Here is a 23051-nt window from a genome sequence, read left to right as displayed (position 1 = left end):
AACCGATCACGCGTCAAAGCATGACAAACAAGGCTTGAAGGCCGCAATACAGCGGTTGCGAGGCTCTGCCAATTGCCAGACGAAAGCCACGATCCTGCTTCAGGCCGCCCGCGCCGCCAAACTACCAAAAATTGTTCAAAAATCGAGGTGCCCTTTAGTGACCGATGACCTTCGCTTCCGCGCAGCACTGCTGTGCGTTTTCCATTTCCAGCGTGCTGTGGTGCAGGTGGTAGCGTTCTGCCAGCGCCGCTTTGATCTGGTCCCGAATCCCGGCAGGCGTAGCTTGGGTTTCTGCCGTCAGCACCACATGGGCATCCACCGCCGCGGCATGTTCATCCATCATCCAAAGATGAAGATGGTGAACAGAGGCGACGCCGGGAATGTCTTTGATCGTGGCGATCACCGCATGGGCATCGATGTCAGGCGGGCTGCCCAGCATCAGGATACGCACAACGCCCGGCATTTCGGTGAAGGATTGCCAGAGGATATAGCCCGCGATGAGCAAGGTGGCTGCCGGATCAACCCAATGCCAGCCAAAGAGAATCACGGCGCTGCCAGCCACGATCACGGCGACTGAGCCGAGCGCATCGGCCAGATTGTGCAAAAAGGCGGCCCGGATGTTCACGCTGGACTTCGACAGGCGGTAGGTCAGCGCCGCCGTGCCCAGGTCGAACAGCAGCGCGATGCCTGCGACTATGACAATGATCCACCCGGCGACGGGGGAGGGATCATAGAACCGCAGCACAGCTTCGTAGACAAGATAGAGACCGATCACGATCAGGGTCGTGTAATTGACCAATGCGGCCACCGCCTCAATCCTGCCATAGCCAAAGGTCATTTGCGCATCTGCCGGGCGGCGAGCGATCTTGCGCGCGGCAAAGGCGATGATCAACGCTATGGCATCGCTGAAATTATGCAGGGCATCAGCAATGAGCGACAGGCTGCCCGCCACGATCCCGCCGATGACTTGGGCCACCGTCAGGACGATGTTGATCCCGACCGCGGCGGCGACCTTGCCGTCGCCGCTTTCGGGATCAACGTGGTGATGATGTCCGTGCCCCATTATGCCACCCATTGCCAAGCCATGCCCGCGAAGATGGCGCCAACAAAGGCAAAGGCAAGGTAGGCGGCAAAGACATGCGGTTTGACCAGCGCCCAGACTGCGATGGCCGCCGGAATGCAGCTTACCCCGCCTGCGATGACAAAGGACATGGCCGCGCCTTGGGTCATGCCTTGGGCCAGCAGCGCGTCGATCAGTGGCACGGCGGCATAGCCGTTGAGATAGGCCGGTGCCCCCACCAAAGCGCCGAGGATAATGGGCATGATCCCGGTGCCGCCCAAGATATTGGCGATCCATTCTGCGGGCACGTAGGTCAGCATCAAGGCTTCGACCACATAGGCGAGCGTAAGCCATTTCACGAGGAACAGCGCGTTGGTCAGCGCCGTGTCGTTGAAACTTGCCCGGCGATCGGCGTCTTGCCAAAACTTCCAAACCGGCGCGCCGGAGAAGGGTTTGGCCGAAGAACAGCAGCTGCTTTTCGCGGGCTGGGCGCGCAGCGGATCATTAAAGAGCGGGGTCCGCGATAGAGCCAATACGGTGAAGCCGCCGACCATGCCAACGCCGAGTGCTGCGATGGTTTTCGCCACGGCGAAATCGAACCCCAGCGTGCCGGAGGTGATCGCGAACATGGCCGGATCCATCAAGGGGGAGGCAAGCCAGAAGGCCATAACCGCACCCAGCGGGGCGCCAACGGCGAGCAGGGCAGCGATAAAGGGGATCACCTCGCAGCTGCAAAAGGGCGACAGCCCGCCAAGGGCGGCGGCCATGACCACCATCCGGGCCGGATTGCCCTCAAATGCGCGGGCGAGCAGGCTCTCGGCGCCGCTGGCTTTGAGATATGCCACGGCCAGCACGGCGAAGGCGATGAACGGGGCGGTGCCCAAAAGCGCTTCGGCGGTGAAGATAACGGTCGGCACGATTTGCGGGGGATCCAGCAGGGCGATGAGGGCAAGAAGAGCCAAGGTGATGCCCCAAGCGCCTTTCAAAAACGCCAGTCGATGGAGCACGGGAGGGGATTGCGTGGTTTCAGCCATGATCACGCTCCGTACATTCGTTGATTGCGTCTGCGCAGCATTCGGTGAGCAGGAAATTCGCCAGCGCCCGCACTTCTTCATAGGCGACGGCGGCGCAAATTGTGCTGCGGCCTTGCTTTTCTTGTTTCACCAATCCGGCAGAGGCCAAGAGTTTCAGGTGATGCGTCAGGGTCGAGCCGGTCACCCCGGTGCGTTCGCCCAGCGTGCCGATGCTCAGCCCCGCCGATCCGGCGCGCACCAAGGTGCGCAGCATCAAGAGGCGCTGTTCCGATCCAAGTGCTGCAAAGCTGCTGGCGGCGAGGGTGAGGGCGGGGGTTGCGGATTCTTGTTTCATGATTCTAGAAATATCGAAATGTCAGCTTAGCGCAAGCTTTATTTCGATATTTGTCGAAGTGATCTGCTACGGCCCTTTATCTTTCGGCCCTACCGCTTATCTCCTCCTCATGAAGGATATCCGAGATGATCTGGCGGCCTGTCGCCTTTGTGCCGAGCGTTTTGCCGTGACGGCGACCCAGCATCGCCCACGGCCCATCGTCTGGTTCAAACCCGGCGCGCGGCTGCTTATTGCCAGCCAAGCGCCCGGCAAACGGGTGCATGAGGCGGGAAAGCCGTTCTGGGACATGTCCGGCAGCCGCCTGCGCGACTGGTTGGGGCTGGATGAGGCGACATTTTATGACCGCAACCGTGTGGCCATCGTGCCGATGGGCTTTTGCTTTCCGGGCTATGACGCCAAGGGCAGTGACCTGCCGCCGCCGCGTATCTGTGCGCAGACATGGCGCAAACCGGTGCTTGAGATGCTGCCCGACCTGCGTCTGACGGTGCTGATCGGGGCCTATGCGATGAAATATCACCTTCCCGGATTTCGCAATGTGACCGAGGCCGTGGCGGGGTGGCGCGATCATCCGCCGGGGGTCTTTGCCTTGCCTCATCCGTCGTGGCGCAATACCGGATGGTTGAACAAGAATCCCTGGTTCGCGGAAGAGGTCCTCCCCCGTCTGCGCGCCCCCGTGTCCGAGGTGATGAATGACCGAGCCCCAAACTGACCCCAAGACAGCCCGGCTGATTGAGCCGACCCCGCTGGACCAAGCCCATGCCGCGATGACGGCCGCCCCCGAGGATGACGCCGCCCGCCTCCGCTTTTACGAGCGTATCGCCGATGTTGAGCTTTTCATGTTGTTGGAGGATGAACCGCAGGGCGATCAGATCAGCCCGGTGCTGCTCGACGATAGCTATGTCATGGTCTTCGACCGCGCCGCGCGGCTCTCGGCTCATGTGGGAGAGGCGTCTCCCTATGTGGCGCTTTCGGGCCGGGCGATTGCTGCAATGTTGGAGGGGCAGCCGCTTGGCATGGCGGTGAACATCGGCGTGGCCCCGTCGGAGATCCTCTTGCCTGCCGAGGCGATGGACTGGCTGCGCAGCACCTTGGCCCATGCGCCGGGCGAAGTGGAGGCAGGCATCGACCGCGTGTTCCCGCCGCAGGGCTTGCCTGAGACGCTGATCGCCGCGATTGATGCGAAATTGGCGACGGCCACCGGCATGGCGGCAGGCGCGTTCCTCGTTGGGGTTGAATATACCGGCGGCGGGCGCGGGCATCTGCTGGCCTTCGTCGGCGCGATCCCCCGCGCGCAGGATGCGCTGGTGCGGGCGGCGTCCGAGGCGTTGACCTTCTCGGGAATTGAGGCAGGGGCGATGGATGTGGGCTTCTTTGGTCCCAAGGATGCGGTGGTCGAAAAACTGGCCCGCGTTGGTCTGCGCTTTGACCTGCCACAAATGGAGCCTTTGCAGAACACGCCCCGGATGGCCCCCGGCAGTGATCCGGCAAAGCCTCCGAAACTGCGCTGATTGTGCCTTGAGGCAAAGAAAAAGCGGGCAGGGCAATCACACCCACCCGCCTTTTTCATTCCATCGCGCCGGTCTTAGCGGCGGCGGTCGCGCCGGGCGCTCATGGGTTGGAAGGCGACGCCGACGTGGGCCTCGCAATAGGGTTTGCCCTGTTGCACGGGCAGGCCACAGAACCAGAAGTCATCGGTCGCGGGGTCGCCGACGGGCCATTTACAGGTCCGCTCGGTCAGTTCCATCAGGCCGATCTTCTTGGCCTTCTTCTCGATTTCGCTGACCTTGGCGAGCGCCTCTGGGCTGATCTCATTGGCCGAAGGCTGCGGCGGCAGCGGTTGGCCTGCGGGGATGATCTGTTTGCGCGCGGGCAGGTTGGGCTTGGGCGCCGGGGCTGCGGCGGGCTCTTCGGCTTCGGGCGCAGGGGCGGCTTCGACCTCGGGTTCCGCTGCTGGCTTGGTGGTGGGCTTTGGCTTGGCCTCGGCCTTGGGCGCTGCGGGCTTGGCCTTGGGCTCTGGCTTGGCGGCCGCTGCGGCGGCGGGTGCCCCGGCGGTGCGGTTCGACAGGCCCAGACGGTGCACCTTGCCGATCACGGCATTGCGCGTCACCCCGCCCAGTTCTTTCGCGATCTGGCTGGCGGACTGGCCTTCGCCCCACATCTTTTTAAGTGTCTCTACGCGCTCATCAGTCCAGGACATACGGGGTTCCCCAGTTAAAAAGCGGCCCCATAGCCCGGACCGCTTTGTCAGTGTATCGGCCCCCATTTTATCTTCTGGGGCCGCAGGTGCAAGCGCCGATGCCCCTTGAGTGCGGCGCGCTGCGATTGGGGCTTTACGTGGGGGATGAAGGGCGGCTATGCAAGGCCCATGATCAAATGTGCCACATATTCCATCCGACGACGCTTCGTTCGATAAACATGGCGCCCTTTAGGGGGCGGCGTGATGGCCTGATCCCGCAGCAGACATGCTGCACCCTTTCAAAAACAACCAAATCCCATTGACCCTACGCCAGCCCCATGCCCTTTTACCGGCGTGACGCGGCCCTCTTTCAAGGACAAACAGATGATCCCTTCCGTTCTGCCAACCTACAATCGCGCCCCTTTGACCTTTGTCAAAGGCGAAGGCACATGGCTGATCGAGGCGGATGGGCGACGTTTTCTCGACCTTGGCGCGGGGATCGCAGTGAACGCGCTTGGTCATGCGCATCCAGCGCTGGTGAAGGCGCTGACGGATCAGGCCCAAGCGCTGTGGCACACGTCAAACCTTTACCACATCCCGCAGCAAGAGGCGCTGGCTGACCGGCTGGTGGCCGAGACTTTTGCCGACACGGCATTTTTCTGCAATTCAGGGACCGAGGCTTGCGAGTTGGCCGTGAAGATGGCGCGCAAGTATTTCTATGAAGCAGGCCAGCCCGAGCGGGTTGAGATCATCACTTTCAGCGGGTCGTTCCACGGCCGTTCATCTGCCGGGATTGCCGCGGCGGGGTCTGAGAAAATGACCAAAGGTTTCGGCCCGCTGCTGCCGGGTTTCGTACATCTCGATCTTGGCGACAGTGACGCGCTGGAGGCCGCCATCACCGATAAAACCGCCGCCATCATGGTGGAGCCGGTTCAGGGCGAAGGCGGCATCCGCGCCGTGCCTGACGCCGAGTTGCAGCAGATGCGCGCGCTATGTGACCAACATGGGCTGTTGCTGATAATGGACGAGGTGCAGTGCGGCGTGGGCCGGACCGGACGGCTCTTTGCCCATGAATGGGCCGGGGTGACACCCGATATCATGATGGTCGCCAAGGGCATCGGCGGGGGCTTTCCGCTGGGCGCGGTGCTGGCCACGGAGAAGGCCGCCTCGGGCATGACCGCGGGCACCCATGGGTCGACCTATGGCGGCAACCCGCTGGGCTGTGCCGTGGGCTGCGCCGTGCTGGATGTGGTCGCCGACGCGGGCTTTCTGGCAGAGGTGAACCGCAAAGCGGGGCTGATGCGTCAGCGCCTTGAGGGGCTGGTGGCCGACCATCCGGGTGTCTTTGAAGAGGTCCGTGGCGCGGGGCTGATGCTGGGGCTGAAATGCAAAGTAACGAACGCGGATGTGGTCGCTGCGGGCTATGCCAATGAGTTGATCACCGTACCCGCCGCGGACAATGTGATCCGCCTTCTGCCGCCGCTGACCATTTCCGACGATGAGATCGCCGAGGCCGTGACCCGCCTTGACGCCATCGCGCGCGCGCTGACCCCGGCCTGAACGCCATTCACCTAGAATATTCCTCGGGCACCGGAGGCCGTGGCCTTAAACCCGCAAGACAGAGACGACAGATGAACCATTTTCTTGATATCCACCAAACCGACCCCGCCGATTTGCGGCAGATCATCGACAACGCCGCCGCCATGAAGGCCGCGCGCCAAGGCCGCCCGCGCGGCGCGCCGGATGAAGATCAGCCGCTGAAAGACCACATGGTTGCGCTGATCTTTGAAAAACCTTCGACCCGGACGCGCGTGTCTTTCGACGTGGGCGTGCGTCAGATGGGCGGGCAGACCATGGTCCTTTCGGGGGCGGACATGCAACTGGGCCATGGTGAGACCATCGCCGACACCGCCCGCGTGCTGTCGCGCTATGTCGACATGATCATGATCCGCACCTTCGAAGAGCAGACCCTGCTTGATATGGCCGAACATGCTACCGTGCCGGTGATCAACGGGCTGACCAACCGCACGCACCCCTGCCAGATCATGGCCGACATCCAGACGTTTGAGGAACACCGCGGCCCGATCAAGGGGCGAAAGGTGGTCTGGTCGGGCGACGGCAACAATGTCTTTGCCAGCTTTGCCCATGCGGCGAAACAGTTCGACTTTGATCTCGTCTTTACCGGCCCCGAGCCGCTGGACCCTGAAGCGGCGCTCGACGGGCTTTATACCGTCGAACGCAATCCGCAAAAGGCTGTCGAGGGCGCCGATCTGGTGGTGACCGACACATGGGTCAGCATGCATGATCCGCAATCGGCCCGCGAACGGCGGCACAACCAGCTGCGTGGCTATCAGGTGAACGACGCGCTGATGGCGCTGGCGAAACCTGACGCGCTCTTCATGCATTGCCTGCCTGCGCACCGCGATGATGAGGCGACAAGCTCGGTCATGGATGGCCCGCATTCGGTGATCTTTGATGAGGCCGAAAACCGTCTGCACGCCCAAAAAGCTGTCATGCGCTGGTGTCTGGGGGCATGAGCGACGGCCCCCGCATCGTTGTCGCGGGCGCGGGGGCGATCGGTTGTTTCATCGGCGGGTTGCTGGCCGGGGCGGGGCATTCCGTAACCCTGCTGGCCCGGCCTCGTATTCAGGCCGAGATCCGCACCCACGGGCTGACGTTGACCGATTTTGGCGGCATGGCCCGCTACCTCTCGGCGGATGATCTGACCCTTGCGGGTGATGAGACCTGCCTGCGCGATGCCGATATCGTGCTGGTCACGGTTAAATCGCGCGACACCGAAAACATCGCCCGGCAGATCGCGCGCCACAGCGCGCAGGGCGTGCAGGTTATCAGCCTGCAAAACGGCATGGGCAACCGCGCGGCCTTGGCCCAGCACTTGCCGCAGCATGATCTGCGCGCCGGGCTGGTGCCCTTCAACGTCGTGGCCATGGGACAGGGGTGCTACCACCGGGCAAGCTCGGGCGATCTGGTGATCGAGGGCGGACCGGCGGATCTGGCGGCGCGGCTGTCGTTGCCGGATCTGAAGGTGGTGGAACACGCGGATATCACGGCCCTGCAATGGGGTAAGTTCCTGATGAACCTCAACAACGCGCTGAACGCGCTAAGCGGTCTGCCGTTGCAAGCGCAGTTGCAGGATCGGGCGTGGCGGCGGCTGATGGCCGATCAATGGGCCGAGGCGCTTGCCATTCTGCGGGCAGAGAAGATCCGCCCCGCTATGACCACGCCAATCCCGGCGCGTCTGGTCCCGGCGCTGTTGCGCCTGCCGACACCGCTGTTCACACGCATCGCCTTGGCCATGTTGCAGATTGATCCGCAGGCGCGGACCTCCATGGCGCAAGACCTTGCCGCGCGCCGCCCGACCGAGATCGACGCGTTGCAAGGCGAGGTGCAGCGCCGCGGGCAGGCGCTTGGCCGGGCGACACCGGTAACGGATATGGTCTTGCGGGTGATGGGCTGGGCAGAGCTTGCAGGCGAGGGGCTGCCGCATTTGCCGGTCACCGCCTTGCGGGCCGAGATGGCAGCAGGGCAGGACCAGCGGAAAGGGTGAGGCGCGGACGCGCCTGACCTCAGTTCACGAGGGTGTTGAGCACCCAAAAGACCATGGCAGAGAGCAGGGCCGCGGCGGGCACGGTAATTACCCAAGCCGCGACGATGGTCATGAAATGCGACCGGCGCACCAGCTTGCGGCGGCGGCGCTCTTCCTTGGCGATGCGTTTCACTTCGTTGGTTTGGCCGCCGATACGGCGCAAGCGCCGCTCCATATGCCATTCACGGTAGAACCCCACGCCAAAGACCCCGCCCACGGCGATATGGGTGGAGGACACAGGCAGACCCAGCCAGCTTGCCACGATCACGGTGATCGCCGCCGAAAGGGCCACGCAATAGGCGCGCATCGGGTTCAGCTTGGTGATCTGGCTGCCGACCATACGGATCAGTTTCGGCCCAAAAAGGAACAGACCAAAGGAGATGCCGAAGGCGCCGATGATCATGACCCATGTGGGAATGCTGACCTTATCCTCAAAGCCGCCGAACTCTGTCGCATGTACGATCGCCGCCAGCGGCCCCACCGCATTGGCCACGTCATTGGCCCCATGCGCAAAGCTGAGAAGGGCGGCAGACAGCACCAGCGGCAGGCCAAAAAGCGTTTTGACCGAGCGGTTGCGGTTCTCCATCCCCTCGGACGCGCGGCGGATCAGCGGGGCGGAGATGGCATAGACCACCAGCCCCGTCACCAGCCCGATGATCAAGGCCATGGGCATGTCGATACTGATGATTTTCTTGAGGCCCTTCAGCGCCAAATAGGCCGCAAAGACCCCGGCCATCAGACCCACAAGCACCGGCACCCATGTGCGCGCGGCGGCGATTTTGTCGTCTTGATACAGGATCCGTGCCTTGATGAACGCAAGGAACATCGCCGCCACCGCACCGCCCAACACGGGAGAGATCACCCAGCTTGCGGCGATCATGCTCATCGAGCTCCAGTTCACCGCGCCGAGGCCCGCCGCCGCGATGCCCGCGCCCATGACACCGCCCACGACCGAATGGGTCGTCGACACCGGCGCGCCGACCCATGTGGCAAGGTTTACCCAAAGCGCGGAAGACACCAGCGCTGCCATCATCGCCCAGACAAAGATGCGTGTGTCGGCCACGCTGGCCGGGTCGATGATGCCCTTGGAGATGGTCGAGACAACATCGCCCCCCGCCAGCAAGGCACCGGCGGATTCGCACAAGGCCGCAATCACGATCGCCCCGCCCATGGTCAGCGCATTGGCCCCCACAGCGGGGCCCATGTTGTTGGCCACGTCGTTCGCGCCGATGTTCACCGCCATATAAGCGCCGAAGATCGCCGCCGCGATCACGACAAAGCTAGAGGGCTGATGCCCGAAGAAGACCGCCGCAACAGCACCTGCCACCACGATAAAGGCCAGCGCAATGCCCGGCGCCACAAGAGGGCGGGCGACATAGGTCGCGGCCAGTTCGACTTGCGAAATGCGGTTGAGGTCCTTGTCCAGCGTCTTCCACTGGCTGCCCTGCGGTTCCGTTGCCATTCCTGTATGATCTCCCAACGATCCTAACGTTCAGCGGGGGGTGACATAAGGCTATCGAGGGCGCAAGTCACCCTGTCACAAAATTGTAACATTCGGCGGGGGCGGCATTGGGGGTGGGAGAAGGGCAATGGGGCACCGAGCAGAGGCCCGGTGCCGCTAGACTTTAGTGAAAGGCGGTCAAGATTGCTTTAAGATCAGGCTCATCCACCAGTTCGGATGCCTCCTGTGGTGTGAACCACGCGCGCTTGCGCATGCCCGCTTCGGGGTATTCCTCGCTTAGATCGCGCACGCGGGTGAGATAGACCTGTGTGGTCACGGGCACGGTCAAGCCTTCGCCGAGACCCTTGTCATAGTCGAAAATGCCCATCGGATCGGATTCGATGTCGGCTTTTGTCACCCCGGCCTCTTCCCATGCTTCTTGCAAGGCGGCTCCGGCACCGTCCAACCCGTCGATCGGCCAGCCCTTGGGCAAAATCCAGCGGCCCGTGTCACGGCTGGTGATCAGCAGCACCTTTTTGCCTGCCTCGGTGTCGCGGTAGCAAAGGGCCGCAACCTGCACGCGGCGGGGACGTTTGAAAATAGGAAGGACCATATCCTCCCAAGCGCGTCTAAATACTTGTGTCATTACAGAACTATGCCTCGGTCGGGTGTTTTTCTTGTTATCCCCGCATTATATAGTGTTCCCGAACGCAAATCAAACTGCGGCGCGCCGGATCGGCGGGCTTGCAGTATGACCGGCTAGAAATGAGGCATGATCGTTATGGCAACTGGCACGCAGGCGGACGGGGGCGCGGCACGGGGGGCAGGCGCCGATATCGGGGTATACGGGCTAGGCACCATGGGCTCGGCTCTGGCGCTGAACTTGGCCGACAACGGCTTTACCGTGGCGGTGAGCAATCGTGAGACAGAGTGGATCGCGCCTTTCCTTGACGAGGCCGGCCCGCTGGCTGAGCGACTGATCGGGGCCGAGCGGCTGGAAGATTTCGTCGCCGCCATCGCCCGCCCGCGCAGCATCTTGTTCATGATCCCCTCTGGCGCGCCGGTCGATGCGATGATCGAGACGATCAAACCGCTGCTGGATGAGGGCGACACCTTGATCGACGGCGGCAATGCCGATTTCCACGACACCCGCCGCCGCAGTGCCGCATTGGACGGCACCGGTCTGCACTTCGTCGGCATGGGCGTGTCGGGCGGAGAGGCCGGGGCGCGTAATGGCCCGTCGATGATGGTGGGCGGCAGCGAACATTCGTGGACCCAGTTCAAACCGATGGCCGAGACGATTGCCGCCCATTTCGAAGGCTCCCCCTGCGTGGCGCATTTGGGCCCCGACGGGGCGGGGCATTTCGTTAAGACGGTGCATAACGGTATCGAATATGCCGATATGCAGATGATCGCCGAAGTCTACGGCCTGCTGCGGGATGCAGGCGGGCAGGGCGCGGTAGAGATCGGCAACCTTTTCGCCGACTGGCGCAAAGGGCCGCTGAATTCCTATCTGATCGAAGTGTCGGCAGCCGCGCTTTTGTCAGTCGACACCCAAAGCGGCACGCCGATGGTCGACGTGATCCGCGATCAGGCGGGGCAAAAGGGCACTGGGCGCTGGACCTTGATCGAAGCGCTCAAGATGGGGCAATCGGCCAATACCATCGAAGCCGCCGTCGGCGCGCGTGGCTGGTCGAGCGAAAAGGCCGTGCGCGAGATGGCCGAACCGCTGCTGCCAGAGGGCGTGCAAGACGCGCCACTGCCTGAGGTGGACGATCTGGAGATGGCGCTTTTGGCCGGGCGGATCATCGGCCACGCGCAGGGCTTTCGCATCCTTTCGGCGGCGTCGGAGGAGTTCGACTGGTCCCTCGATATGGCGCGTATTTCCGAGATTTGGCGGGCGGGCTGCATCATCCGCTCGGCGCTGTTGGACGAGTTTGCCGATGCCTTCCGGGGTGAGTTGCCGGGCGGGCATCTGATCCTTGCCCCCGCCATGCGCAAACGGCTGGAAGAGAGCGTTCCCGCGTTGCGGCGTGTGGTGGCGGCGGGCGCGCTGCTCGGCGTGGCGCTGCCTGCGCTGTCGGCGGCGCTCGCGTGGTATGATAGCATGCGCCGGGCGCGCGGCACGGCCAATATGATCCAAGCTCAGCGCGATTTCTTCGGCGCGCATGGGTTCGAGCGGATAAGCGAAGAGGGCAAGTTCCACGGGACGTGGACGCCTTTGCCGTAAGGGTGCTTACGGGTCCGGAAACAAGCCGAAGGCGCCGGACCATCGCCTGCCCGCCCGGTCGGGGAGGCGATTTAGCCACGGGCGGAACACGACTAAAAGCCCTCCCATGGTTGCGCCATAAAGTGGCATGAAGATACCGTAGCATCGCCACCGCGCGGGCAGGCGATGGTCCTCGTCACACCTTAGCGAACGGGTCCACCGGATAGCTCACATGCGCCAGATAAAGCCCCTGCGGCGGGCAGACCGGCCCGCAGGCTGCACGGTCCTTTGCCGCAAGCGCCGCACCCATATCCGCCACGCTCCAAGAGCCCGCGCCGACACGCTCTAACGAGCCGACGAAGCTGCGCACTTGGTTGTGCAGGAAAGACCGCGCGCGCACGTCGAAATGATATTCCGTTCCGGTCATGGTCTCGACCTGCGAGACCTGCAAGCGGTCCAGTGTTTTCACCGGGCTTTCCGCCTGACAGACGGTTGAGCGGAAGGTGGTGAAATCATGTTTACCCACCAAGAGATCCGCCGCCGCCTGCATCGCCTCTAAATCCAAGCCATGTTTGATCTGCCAAACCAGCCCCGCCTGATGCACCGCCGGGGCGCGGCGGCTGAGGATGCGGAAGTGATAGCGCCGCTCAAGCGCCGAGAAACGGGCGTGGAAATCATCGGGGGCCAGTACGCAATCGGTGATCGCAATGGGCTGCGGTTTCAGATGATAATTCAGCGCTTCGCCCAGACGAAAGGGCCGCCAGTCGCGGGCCATGTCGCAATGGGCGACCTGCGCCAGCCCATGCACGCCGGTATCGGTGCGCCCGGCGGCGGCGATGGTATGCGCGCCCGGCTCCAACTTGGCCAAGGCGGCCTCGATCGCGCCTTGTACTGTGGGCTGGTCAACCTGACGTTGCCACCCATTGAAGGGCGCACCGTGGTATTCGATTTTCAAGGCATATCTGGGCATGGACGGGGCATTAACGCGGGCGGGCGCTTCTGGCAATCCCCGGCTGCCGACCCTATGTTAACGGCAAAGACAAAGGGACGGGCGCAGCTTTGGGTATCACAGGCATTGCCGACGGCATTTGGCGGCAGTTTGAGAATGTCACCGACACGGTGGGAGAGACGTTTTTCGAGCCGGTGATCCGGCTGGGCGTCACCGGGCTTGCGCGCTCGGGCAAGACGGTTTTCATCACCTCGCTGGTGGCGAACCTGCTGGACCGGGGGCGGATGCCGGGGCTGCTTGCGGCCTCCGAAGGGCGGATAGAGGCGGCGTTTTTGCAGCCACAGCCCGACGATACCGTGCCGCGTTTTGACTATGAGAACCACCTCGCCGCGCTGACCGGCAAGACGCCGCATTGGCCGGAAAGCACGCGGGCGATCTCGGAATTGCGGCTGTCGCTCAAGGTGCGGCCCAATGGGTTGCTGGCGGGGCTGCAAGGGCCACGCACGCTGCATCTGGATATCGTGGATTACCCCGGCGAATGGCTACTTGATCTGGCGCTGATGGATGTCACCTACGCCGAATGGTCGGCGCAGGTGATTGAGCGTATCGCCTCGCGTGAGGAGGCGGCGGGCTACCGCGCGCTGGCCGGGCAGACCGACCCCCATGCCGAGTTGGAAGAAACCACCGCCCGCAGGCTTGCCGACAGCTTTGCCGATTATCTGCAAACCGCCCGCGCCAATGGCTATTCCGACTGTACGCCGGGGCGGTTTCTGCTGCCCGGTGACCTTGCAGGCTCACCGGTGTTGACCTTCGCGCCGCTGCCGGGCTCCGACGGGGCACCGCGTAAGTCGCTGATCCGCGAGATGGCGCGGCGGTTCGAGGCCTATAAGAAACAGGTCGTGCAGCCCTTCTTCCGGGATCATTTTTCTAGGATCGACAGGCAGGTGGTGCTGGTCGACGCGCTTGGCGCGATCCACCAAGGGCCGCGGGCGGTCGAAGACCTGCGCGGCGCGATGGCCGATATTCTGGGCGCCTTCCGTCCGGGGACAAACAACTTCCTGACCAGCCTGCTGCGCGGCAAGCGGGTTGAGAAAATCCTGTTTGCGGCCACCAAGGCCGACCACTTGCATCACAGCCAGCACCCCCGCTTGAGCGGCATCATGCAGGCGCTGATCCGCGACGCGCGGGACCGGGCGCAATACGCAGGCGCGGGCACGCGGGCGATGGCCATCGCCAGCCTGCGCGCCACGACCGAAGACGTGATGACCCATGGCGGTGAGCCGCTCGACGTGGTGTGCGGCACGCTTTTGAACGACGATGAAACACGCGGGCGGCAGGCGGCATTCTACCCCGGAGAGTTGCCTGAAGACCCGGCGCATTTGCTGACCCCCGCCCGGCAGGGCGCGCAGGAATGGCTGGGCGCGGATTACCAGATCATGCGTTTTGCGCCGGCGGTGTTGGACCTGCGCCCCGGCGACGGCCCGCCCCATATCCGGCTCGACCGCGCGGCGGAGTTTCTGATCGGGGACCGACTATGACCGCGGTGCTGACCCGCCCCGCCACCCTGCGCCCGGCGCAACCCCTAGACGCGGGTGCCGTGGGCGGCATCATGAGCGATTTTGCCCGCGATACTAAATGGTTGCCGCGCATTCATACGGCGGCTGAGGATATCGCCCACGCTGACGCTATGATCGCCCGCGGCTGGGTCACGGTGGCCGAGCAGGCAGGCCGGATCGCCGGTTTCGCGGCCTGTGAGGGCGGGGAGTTGGATGCGCTTTATGTGTCACAGGCGGCGCGGGGACGGGGCATCGGATCGGCCTTGTTGCGAAGGTTAAAGACGCGCCATAAGGCACTGACTTGCTGGACATTTCAGGCCAATGCAGAGGCCATCGCTTTCTACCGCCACCACGGGTTTGCCGAAACCGCACGCGGCGATGGCAGCGCCAATGACGAAGGGCTGCCCGATCTTACATTGCACTGGCAAAGGGAGGCCGCCTGATGGCCCGGGGACCGATCCTGTTTGACCTAGAAGAAGACGCCAAGCCCCAGCCCTCGGTCGCCGACGCGCCAGCCGTGCCGGAGTTGGACGTCGAAGCGCCGCCGCCCAAGGGTCAAGCGATGCAGATCGCAGCACGGCTCGCGGCGCGCAAACCCTCGCGGCTGGTGCGGATGTTCTGGGCGCTGGCCGGTGCGCTGGTGACGGCGCTGGTGTCGATCGCGGCTTGGACCTTTGTGACCGACCTGATGGCGCGCTACCCGCTGCTGGGCTGGGCGATGACGCTGCTGATTGGGGCGTTCTTGCTGGTGCTACTGCTGCTGTCGCTGCGCGAAATGGCGGCCTTTGGGCGTCTGGCGCGGCTGGACGGGCTGCGCCATGACGCGGGCGAGGCGCTGGCACAGGGGGATTTATCCGCCGCACGCAGCGTGACGGATCGGCTGGAAACGCTTTACAAACACCGTGAAGACACCCGCTGGGGCCGCGACCGGCTGACCGAACTGCGCGGCGATCAATTCGATGCCGAGGCGCTGCTAGGGCTGGCCGAGAGCGAGGTTCTAGCCCCCCTCGACCGCGCCGCCACCCGCGAGGTCGAGGCCGCCGCCCGGCAGGTCGCCGCCGTCACCGCGCTGGTCCCCTTGGCGCTGGCTGATGTGGCCGCGGCGCTCAGCAGCAACCTGCGGATGATCCGCCGCATTGCCGAGATCTATGGCGGGCGTTCGGGCTTTTTCGGCTCGTGGCGGCTGACCCGCGCAGTGCTGTCGCATTTGGTCGCCACCGGGGCCGTGGCGGTGGGCGACGACCTGATTGAGCCGCTTTTGGGGGGCTCCATCGTGGCCAAGCTGAGCCGACGTTTTGGCGAAGGGCTGGTAAATGGCGCGCTGACAGCTCGGGTCGGGGTGGCCGCGATCGAGGTCTGCCGCCCGCTGCCCTTTGCCCGCGAAAAACGCCCCGGCGTGCGGGGCATCGTCAAACGTGCGCTGACCGGGGTGTTTGGCAACGGCTAACGGATCAGGCCGCTGCGACCGCCTCCCGCACGGCGCGCAGCGGGTGTTGGATCAGGCCGGGCCAAGGTGAGACCTGCAACCCGGGGGCATAGCCCCACCGCGCGGCTTCCTCCGCCTGTTCCGCCGTCATCTGCGGGACCCCGGTATAGCTTTGATTTCCATCCGCGATGCCTTCGGGCAGCGCCGCTTCGGAGAGGTCAATGAAACGCGCGATCCGGCGCAGGGCGCGGGGGGCGTCGGCGACGATATCCTCGTAGCGCAGCACCATCACCGCATGAAGATAGGGCAGGTCGCCCAACATCTGCGCCTGCGCCCCGATCCAGTGATCGATCAACGCCTGTGGCGGGGCATCGACCCATGCGGCGACGGAGGCCGCGACCACTTCGGGGTGGCGCAGAACCACGATGAACTGCGACATCGGAAAGAGGTGCTGCATCAACCGCATGCGGGTCAGGTTCACCGGCGATTTCTCGACCCGCCAGCGCAGGTCGGGGGCGAACCACGGCGCCCAGTCCTGCGTCAGCCGGGTCTTTGTCTCCAAAGTGTTGAGCGGGTGGGCCTCGGTCAGATGTTCCTGTGGATTGGTGGCGAAATGCATGGGCCGTCCGGATTGCGCCGTATGGGGGATGGCCCCTTGCAGGTAGACGCCTTCATTCTCGGGCGCTGCCGATCCGGTGATGCCGCCCGCGCCGGGCAGGGCATTGGCCAGCCGATTGACCAACGACGTGCCAGAGCGGTGCAGCCCGCCGATGAACAGATAGCGCGGAGGGGGCTGGGAAGGCATTGGCGGGCTCTGATTGGGGCTGGGCAGGGTACAGTGGCTAGGAGCTAGGACCGCCATGCCCGTCGTCGAGAAATGTTTGCATTAACATTTGTTATCGGAACGGAGGGGGCGCGAGGGGGGTCACCTCTCCATAAGGAGACCCGCTCATGTTCATTTGCCACATTGCCCTCGGGGGCTGCCTCACAGCGCCGTCTGTCAACTATGGCGTGACCGAAGATACCGGCGGTCACATCGCCTATATCTTGGGGGCCGCGCGCGCGCAGGCGGCACGGGGTGATGTGGATGCACTGCAGATCGTGACCCGTGCTTTCGATGAGCCGGCGCTCGGGGCGGTTCACGCCCAGGCCGAGCAGCAGGTCAGCCGCAGCCTGTCGATCCGGCGGCTTTGGACCGCGCAGCGGGGGTATCTAAGCAAAGAAAACCTTGCCGCGGAAATTCCCGCACTGGTGGATGCTTTTCTAGAGGATTTGGCGCAGGCGCAGGGGTTGCCGGATGTGATCCACGCGCATTTTGCCGATGCGGCGCAATTGGCACTGGCGGCGCGCGCTCGGTTCGGCATCCCGGTGATCTATACCCCGCATTCGCTGGCGCTGAGCAAATCGGGGTCTGCAGTAGATACCGACCGGATCGCGGCGGAACGGCGCGCGCTGCTAGAGGCGGATGCGGTGGTGCTGTCTTCGCGCGATGAGGCAGAGGTGCAGGTCGCCGCCTATGGGGCGGATGCGCAGGCGCGGGTGCACCGCGTCTCTCCGGGTGTGTCGCTGCGCCGCCCGGCAGAGGCCGGGGCGGGCCGCGCCTTGCTGGCGGATAGGCTGAGCGATCCCGACCGCCCTACGCTGCTGGCCGTGGCGCGCCCCGTGGCCCGCAAGAACCTTGCAACCTTGGCGCGGGTCTATGCGGACAGCCCTGCGCTACAGGCGCGGGCGAACCTTGTGATCCTCGCAGGGCAGCACGGCGATGCGCTGCAGGCGAATGCAGAGGCCCGCGCGGAACTGACCCGCCTGCGCGAGACGCTGGAGGTGCCAGCGTTGCGGGGCAAGGTGGCATTGCCGCCCAGTCATACGCAGGGCGATGTGGCCGCACTTTATGACCGCGCGGCGCAGACGGGCGGGGTTTTCGTGAACCTCGCGCTGCATGAACCCTTTGGCCTGACCATGTTGGAGGCGGCCTCTCATGGATTGCCGGTGGTGGCGACGCAAGAGGGCGGGCCTGCCGATATCGTGGCGGACCTTGGCCATGGCATCTGTGTGCCGCCCCGCGATGTGGAGGCGATAGAGGCGGCGCTGTTGAAGCTTTTGGACGAGCCTGCGTTCTGGGCCGAGGCTGCACGAGCCGGGCGCGCCCATGTCGGGCGTTACGATTGGTCGAAATGGGCCGAAGAGGTGCAACATATCTGCGAGGAGGTTTGCAACCCCGCGCCAGTGACGGCGCAAGCGTCGGTCATGCTGGCCAGCGACATCGACAACACGCTGACCGGCTGCGCGCCTTCTGCTGCTTTGTTCAACGCATGGATCGCCCGCGACCGTCCGATGTTTGCCGTGGCCACGGGCCGCAGCCTGCCGGAGGCCCGCCGCATTCTGCGCGATTGGAACCTGCCAAGCCCGCGCGTTTTCATCACCTCTGTCGGCACTGAGGTCTATCTGGCCGATGCGGAAGGACGGCTTTGTCTGGATGAGCGTTTCGCCCAAAAACTCGACGCCGGATGGCAGCGCGACCGGGTGGAGCGCGCGCTGAAGGAGTTCGGCTTTAACTGGCAGGCACGGGTCGAACAGCGGCGCTGGAAGCTCAGCGGTTTCGGCGACATGCGCACCGCGCGCCGGTTGGAACGGCATCTGGCACGGCGCGGCGTGGCGGCGCAGATCGTGGCCTCCCACGGGCGGCTGATTGATGTCTTGCCTCTGGCCGCGGGCAAGGGCCCTGCGGTCTGTGCCGCGGCGCGGCGGTTGGGCATGCCAATGGACCGGGTCGTGGTGGCCGGGGACAGTGGCAATGATTTCGATATGTTGCAGGCCGTGGAGGATGGGCCGGGCCGTGGCATCTTGGTCGGCAATGCAATGGACGGGCTGCGCGAACGTCTGAGCGGTAGGCGGCTCTACCATGCCCGCGCGGCCCATGCGGCGGGGGTTTTGGAGGGGCTTGAAACCTTTGGTTTCACCCTCAACGCGATGGAGCCGCCGGTCAAGATGGTGGCGCAATGACCCGGCCCATCGGTTACTTCGTCCACCATCAGGGCCGGGGCCATGCGGAACGTTGCGCCGCAGTGGTCAACGCGCTGCCGGAGAGCCAGCCGGTGACCGTCTTTTGCGCCAAGCCCGATATCTTTCCGGCCTTCACCCGGCAGGTTGAGGTTATTGCCTTGCCGTCGCTCTTTGAGCCCACAGGAAACGAAGACATCAACGATACCACCAACGCGCCGGATACGGTGCATTGCGCGCCGCTCGGCTGGCCGGGTATTCGGCAGGCCATGGCGCAACTGGCCTCTTGGTTCGCCAGCGCCAATCCGGTGTTGATGATCAGCGATGTCTCGGCTGAAGTGGCCCAATTGGCACGGATCTGTTCGGTGCCACATGTCAAAGTATTGCAACACGGTCTGCGCAGCGATCCGGGGCATCAGGCGGCCTATGACGGGGCAGTCGGACTGCTGTGTCCTGCCGCAAAGGCGCTGGCGCAGCCTGATTGGCCCGCACGGCATATGGCAAAGACGCATTTCGCAGGGGGCTTGGGGGTCGACGTAAAACGCCCCGATCCGGCGCGGCGCGCCATGTTGCGCGACCAGCTTGGCATCGCGCCGGATCAGCGCATGGTGGTTGTCATGTCAGGCGGGGGCGGCACCGGATTTGCCTCGGCGCCCTTTGGCATCGCGGCGCGGGCGCTGCCTGAGACGGCATTTGTCACCATCGGTCGGATGGCGCGGGATTGGCACGCGACCGAACCTGCGAACCTGCACCATCACGGCTGGGTCGATAACGCGGCGGATTATCTGGCGGCGGCGGATATGGTCGTGGCCTCGACAGGCAATACCACCTGTCATCAGATCCTCGCTGCCGAGACGCCGTGGTTGGCCGTACCGGAGTGGCGCTATTTCGATGAACAGATTGAAAAGGCCGCGGCGCTGCACCGCGCAGGGGCGGCGCATCATCTGCCGCACTTCCCATCCTCTGCCGCGGCATGGCGCACGGCGATCCAACGCACGTTCGATACACATAACCCGGCCCTGCAGCGCGGCCTGGTCGATGAAGATGCCGCGGCTCAGACCGCCCGTTGGCTGACCGGCTTGACCGATCAGTTGCTATCCGAAACATCCAATGAAACCGGAGATTTACATGACGTCGTTCACCCCATCCGTGCCTGAAACCACCACAGTCAGCGCGCTGACGCTTGCGCGGGGGCGGGCGGCGCATCTGCGCAATGTGATCCTTGGCCTGACCCGTCAGACCCGACAGCCGGATGAACTGGTGATCGGGGTCATGCAAGACACGCTTTATGACGATCTGCCGCAGACCGATTTCCCGATCCGACAAGTGCAGGTCACGGGCCGCGAATTGCCGCTGTCACGCGCGCGCAATACCGTCGCGGCAGAGGCCATGGGCGATTGCCTTGTCTTTCTCGACGTGGATTGCATTCCGGCCCCAGAGTTGATCGCCGACTATATGGGCTATGCGGTGCCGGGCAACGGGCTGATCATGGGCGAGGTCAATTACCTCCCCGCGGGCACGGCGACCGAGGGATGGAGCTATGACACGCTCAAAACCGTGGCCGTGCGCCATTCCGACCGCCAAGGACCGCCCGCAGAAGGGCTGAAGCGCTGCAACGATTACCGCTGCTTCTGGTCGCTGAACTTTGCCATTCACCGCGCGGATTGGGACCGCTCCGGCGGGTTTGACGAACGTTTCACCGGCTACGGGGGCGAGGATACCGACTTTGGCCGCGAATTGGATGAACGCGGCGTGCCGATCCACTGGGCAAAGGGGGCGAAGGTGTTTCACCAGCATCACCCGCATTGCATGCCGCCGATCCACCACATCCCGTCGATCCTGCGCAATACCGAGATCTTTGCTGACAAATGGGGTCACCGCACCATGAACCACTGGCTCACCGCTTTTCGCCTGATGGGTTTGGTGGGGGCTGATGGCGATACGCTGGTGCAGCTGCGCGAACCGGATGCGGATGATTTTGCGCTTTGTGAACAGCAGTCAGACCAGCCCTATGCCAATACCGCGCGTGTGCTGCGCCACCTCCGGGGCGAAGAGCGGATCGCGGCGGAATGACCCTGCGCATCGCCATCGTCGGCCATATTCGGCACCCCATCGCCCCGCCGTTTAAGGGCGGGATGGAGGCTTTTACCCATAGCCTTGCCCGTATGCTGGCCGAGCGGGGCCATGACGTGACCCTGTTGGCCAGTGGCGATAGTGCAACGGGCTTGCCGCCTGGGGTCAAACTGCTGCCGATTTGCGAAACGCATTACGACGCACGCTATCCGTGGCATGAGTTTCACGGCACCGATGCGCTGAACGACCACCTCGATGCCTGCTATGCCCGCGCCGCTCGGCTGCTGCTGGAGGGGCGCTTTGACGTGGTACACAACAACGCGCTGCACCGCTACCTTCCGCGGCTCTCGCGGGCGGAGCGGCTGCCGATGGTCACTTCGTTGCATATTCCGCCCTTTAAGGTGCTGCGCGGCGCGTTGATGGATGGGGCGGCGCCATGGCATCTGTCCTCTGTGGTGTCGGCCCGGCAGCGCGGCATCTGGTGGCCCGAGGGCGCGCCGGAAACGGCGCATGTGGTGCACAACGGGATCGACCTATCCGAATGGCCCCAAGGCGGGCCGGGCGACGGAAGCGCTGTCTGGGCCGGGCGCATTACCCCGACCAAGGGCACCCATCTGGCGGCAGAGGCGGCGCAGATCGCAGGGGTGCCGCTGCGCATCTACGGCGTGGTGGAGCATCAGGACTACTTTAACGATATGGTAAGACCGCATCTTTATGACGATGTGGCCTATGTTGGGCATCTGGATACAGAGGTCCTTGGGCGGGCCTATGGCAGGGCGTCGGTGGCGCTTTTCACCCCGCAGTGGGAGGAACCCTTTGGCCTCGCGGCGGTAGAGGCGATGGCGACGGGCCTGCCAGTGGCGGCAACGCCGCATGGGGCGGTTGAAGAAGTGTTGGGCGAGGCGGGTGTCATTGCTGGGGATGACACCCCCGAGAGCTTGGCTGAGGCACTGCGACAGGCGCTCGCGATCCCCGCCGAGGTGCCGCGCGCCCGTGTGGCGCGGCTGTTTGATGCGCAGGCGATGGTGACAAAGTTCGAGCGGCTTTATCACGCGGCCCTAGCGCAGGGCGACGCGGTGGTGCCGCACAGAACATATCCGGCGATCGCCCTGCATGTGGAGGGTGCGGATCGGCCTTTGGCAGAGGCAGGTTAAAGGGCCGCTTCGGACTGCGGCATATAGAGGTATGCAGGCTCGAACTGGCCGACCTTATGCAGCCCCGCGCGGTCATGGATCAGCAGTTTGCCGCCCGTCACCGCACAGCAGCCGTGTTCGCGCAATTCGCGCAATGTTCGGCTGACATGCACCGAGGTGAGGCCGGTAGCATCGGCGATGTCGGTCTGGCGCAGGCTGAAGGGCAGGCTTTGACGCTCCATACCGTAGGCGGCGGACATGCGGGCATCAAATTCGCTCAGGAAATTCGCGACCCGCGCGAGCGCGCGCATGGCGCTGTTGCGCATCACCCAATGGCGGTGGATGGAGGCATCGACCAAAGTCATGAGCCAGAGTTTCCGGGCCATTTCAACATCGCCATTCAGCAATTCGCGCAGCGGCTCATGCGCGATCATGGCGACCCGCGTATCGGTCAGCGAAATGACATCATGGTCTAGCCGTTTGAGCGGGAAGGCATGGAGATCGACAAACTCTCCGGGGAACTGCAGGGCGACGAACGTGCTCCGCGCGCGCTGCCCGCGGGGCACGCTGCGGGCGATGAGCCCATCCAGCAGCAGCAGGCTATAATCCAAGAAATCACCCCTGCGGCTGATCACGGCGCCCGGCGTAAATTGCTTGTGCTGGGTCAACAGCGGCGCAAGCCTAGCCCATTGCGCACCGTCTAGATGGTCCACCATGCCACAGGGCTTGACCGACATATCGTTGTAAAAGGAGTCTTTGATCGTCACACGTAAGTCTTTCGCCCAATGAAAATGACGCGGGTCCTTAAATGCAGGGTCCGCGGGCTATATCTTTTATCGAAAGGCTTATGATGCTGATTTTGCCGAAAAATTCAAGGGAAGGCCGGGGATCATAAAAAATGTTAAGTTTGGCGGGCGGCGCATGTGGCGGGATTTTCAGCACGGATTGTTGCGCTTCTTCCGGGGCTTGTCGGGGCAGGGGGGGCTGTTTATAAGCGCCCCTATGACACGCCTCACCGCGATCATTATTCGAATTATATCCCCGGCGCTCTGA

General features: G+C 63.9%; 22 protein-coding genes. 13 read left to right on the top strand and 9 right to left on the bottom strand.

Going from position 1 to position 23051, the window contains the following annotated elements; all coding sequences use genetic code 11:
- Positions 1–154: 154 nt before the first annotated feature.
- Genes T8A63_RS13005 through T8A63_RS12995 form a run of 3 tightly spaced genes read right to left on the bottom strand, consistent with a single transcriptional unit; the run spans position 155 to position 2428 of the window.
- Positions 155–1063, bottom strand: coding sequence for a cation diffusion facilitator family transporter (locus tag T8A63_RS13005; protein WP_322344048.1), 909 nt, complete (start codon positions 1061–1063; stop codon positions 155–157).
- Positions 1063–2094: a permease gene (locus tag T8A63_RS13000; RefSeq protein WP_067939083.1), complete on the bottom strand. Its 1032-nt coding sequence runs from the start codon at positions 2092–2094 to the stop codon at positions 1063–1065. Before T8A63_RS13000 ends, T8A63_RS13005 begins: the two co-directional genes overlap by 1 nt.
- Positions 2087–2428 (bottom strand): ArsR/SmtB family transcription factor, encoded by a 342-nt coding sequence (locus tag T8A63_RS12995; RefSeq protein ID WP_067939079.1) that lies wholly within the window; start codon positions 2426–2428, stop codon positions 2087–2089. The genes T8A63_RS13000 and T8A63_RS12995 overlap by 8 nt, the downstream gene beginning before the upstream one ends.
- Positions 2429–2537: 109 nt before the next feature.
- Here T8A63_RS12995 and T8A63_RS12990 point away from each other — a divergent pair, with 109 nt between their 5' ends.
- Positions 2538–3137, top strand: a complete 600-nt coding sequence (locus T8A63_RS12990; protein WP_322344047.1) for a uracil-DNA glycosylase family protein — start codon at positions 2538–2540, stop codon at positions 3135–3137.
- 16 nt (positions 3138–3153) lie between these two features.
- Entirely contained in the window at positions 3154–3936 is a 783-nt protein-coding gene (locus T8A63_RS12985; RefSeq protein ID WP_067939085.1) for an SseB family protein, read from the top strand.
- Between the two features lie 74 nt (positions 3937–4010).
- On the opposite strand, the gene T8A63_RS12980 is transcribed toward T8A63_RS12985, so the two are convergent.
- Positions 4011–4625: a GcrA family cell cycle regulator gene (locus T8A63_RS12980; protein ID WP_067939078.1), complete on the bottom strand. Its 615-nt coding sequence runs from the start codon at positions 4623–4625 to the stop codon at positions 4011–4013.
- Positions 4626–4988: 363 nt separating this feature from the next.
- Here T8A63_RS12980 and T8A63_RS12975 point away from each other — a divergent pair, with 363 nt between their 5' ends.
- From T8A63_RS12975 to T8A63_RS12965, 3 genes are all read left to right on the top strand, one after another.
- On the top strand, positions 4989–6164 hold the full coding sequence (locus T8A63_RS12975) for an aspartate aminotransferase family protein (protein WP_322344046.1): 1176 nt from the start codon (positions 4989–4991) through the stop codon (positions 6162–6164).
- Positions 6165–6235: 71 nt separating this feature from the next.
- Positions 6236–7141 (top strand): ornithine carbamoyltransferase, encoded by a 906-nt coding sequence (gene argF / locus T8A63_RS12970; protein WP_067627797.1) that lies wholly within the window; start codon positions 6236–6238, stop codon positions 7139–7141.
- A complete protein-coding gene (locus T8A63_RS12965; protein WP_322344045.1) occupies positions 7138–8172 on the top strand; it encodes a 2-dehydropantoate 2-reductase in 1035 nt (344 codons plus the stop codon). Before argF ends, T8A63_RS12965 begins: the two co-directional genes overlap by 4 nt.
- Positions 8173–8191: 19 nt before the next feature.
- Here T8A63_RS12965 and T8A63_RS12960 read toward each other — a convergent pair whose 3' ends face one another.
- Positions 8192–9673 (bottom strand): inorganic phosphate transporter, encoded by a 1482-nt coding sequence (locus T8A63_RS12960; RefSeq protein WP_322344044.1) that lies wholly within the window; start codon positions 9671–9673, stop codon positions 8192–8194.
- 163 nt (positions 9674–9836) lie between these two features.
- Positions 9837–10298, bottom strand: coding sequence for an NUDIX hydrolase (locus T8A63_RS12955; protein WP_300055264.1), 462 nt, complete (start codon positions 10296–10298; stop codon positions 9837–9839).
- Between the two features lie 135 nt (positions 10299–10433).
- On the opposite strand from T8A63_RS12955, the gene gndA reads away from it, so the two are divergent.
- A complete protein-coding gene (gene gndA / locus T8A63_RS12950) occupies positions 10434–11882 on the top strand; it encodes an NADP-dependent phosphogluconate dehydrogenase (protein ID WP_322345723.1) in 1449 nt (482 codons plus the stop codon).
- Positions 11883–12057: 175 nt separating this feature from the next.
- Here gndA and truA read toward each other — a convergent pair whose 3' ends face one another.
- A complete protein-coding gene (gene truA / locus T8A63_RS12945) occupies positions 12058–12831 on the bottom strand; it encodes a tRNA pseudouridine(38-40) synthase TruA (protein ID WP_322344043.1) in 774 nt (257 codons plus the stop codon).
- A gap of 89 nt (positions 12832–12920) precedes the next feature.
- Here truA and T8A63_RS12940 point away from each other — a divergent pair, with 89 nt between their 5' ends.
- The 3 genes from T8A63_RS12940 to T8A63_RS12930 are packed head-to-tail and all read left to right on the top strand — an operon-like array spanning position 12921 to position 15813.
- Entirely contained in the window at positions 12921–14348 is a 1428-nt protein-coding gene (locus T8A63_RS12940; protein WP_322344042.1) for a YcjX family protein, read from the top strand.
- Positions 14345–14809, top strand: a complete 465-nt coding sequence (locus tag T8A63_RS12935; protein ID WP_322344041.1) for a GNAT family N-acetyltransferase — start codon at positions 14345–14347, stop codon at positions 14807–14809. The genes T8A63_RS12940 and T8A63_RS12935 overlap by 4 nt, the downstream gene beginning before the upstream one ends.
- Entirely contained in the window at positions 14809–15813 is a 1005-nt protein-coding gene (locus T8A63_RS12930) for a TIGR01620 family protein (protein ID WP_322344040.1), read from the top strand. Before T8A63_RS12935 ends, T8A63_RS12930 begins: the two co-directional genes overlap by 1 nt.
- A gap of 4 nt (positions 15814–15817) precedes the next feature.
- Here the strand turns inward: T8A63_RS12930 and T8A63_RS12925 are convergent, their stop codons facing one another.
- The gene (locus tag T8A63_RS12925; protein WP_322344039.1) at positions 15818–16597 is read right to left on the bottom strand and encodes a sulfotransferase; all 780 of its coding nucleotides are present in this window, start codon (positions 16595–16597) and stop codon (positions 15818–15820) included.
- A 146-nt stretch (positions 16598–16743) separates the two neighbouring features.
- On the opposite strand from T8A63_RS12925, the gene T8A63_RS12920 reads away from it, so the two are divergent.
- Genes T8A63_RS12920 through T8A63_RS12905 form a run of 4 tightly spaced genes read left to right on the top strand, consistent with a single transcriptional unit; the run spans position 16744 to position 22019 of the window.
- Positions 16744–18795 (top strand): HAD-IIB family hydrolase, encoded by a 2052-nt coding sequence (locus tag T8A63_RS12920; protein WP_322344038.1) that lies wholly within the window; start codon positions 16744–16746, stop codon positions 18793–18795.
- Complete coding sequence (locus T8A63_RS12915) at positions 18792–19949, top strand: glycosyltransferase (protein WP_322344037.1); 1158 nt, start codon at positions 18792–18794, stop codon at positions 19947–19949. Before T8A63_RS12920 ends, T8A63_RS12915 begins: the two co-directional genes overlap by 4 nt.
- Positions 19921–20865: a glycosyltransferase family 2 protein gene (locus T8A63_RS12910; RefSeq protein ID WP_322344036.1), complete on the top strand. Its 945-nt coding sequence runs from the start codon at positions 19921–19923 to the stop codon at positions 20863–20865. The genes T8A63_RS12915 and T8A63_RS12910 overlap by 29 nt, the downstream gene beginning before the upstream one ends.
- On the top strand, positions 20862–22019 hold the full coding sequence (locus T8A63_RS12905; protein WP_322344035.1) for a glycosyltransferase: 1158 nt from the start codon (positions 20862–20864) through the stop codon (positions 22017–22019). Before T8A63_RS12910 ends, T8A63_RS12905 begins: the two co-directional genes overlap by 4 nt.
- Here the strand turns inward: T8A63_RS12905 and T8A63_RS12900 are convergent.
- On the bottom strand, positions 22016–22765 hold the full coding sequence (locus tag T8A63_RS12900; RefSeq protein WP_082849462.1) for a Crp/Fnr family transcriptional regulator: 750 nt from the start codon (positions 22763–22765) through the stop codon (positions 22016–22018). The two genes, T8A63_RS12905 and T8A63_RS12900, sit on opposite strands and share 4 nt — an antisense overlap.
- Positions 22766–23051: the final 286 nt, after the last annotated feature.

The sequence above is a fragment of the Sulfitobacter sp. OXR-159 genome, from assembly GCF_034377145.1.
GTDB lineage: Bacteria > Pseudomonadota > Alphaproteobacteria > Rhodobacterales > Rhodobacteraceae > Sulfitobacter.
Note: the sequence above shows the minus strand (reverse complement) of the source record. Positions and strands in the feature narration are given on the sequence as shown.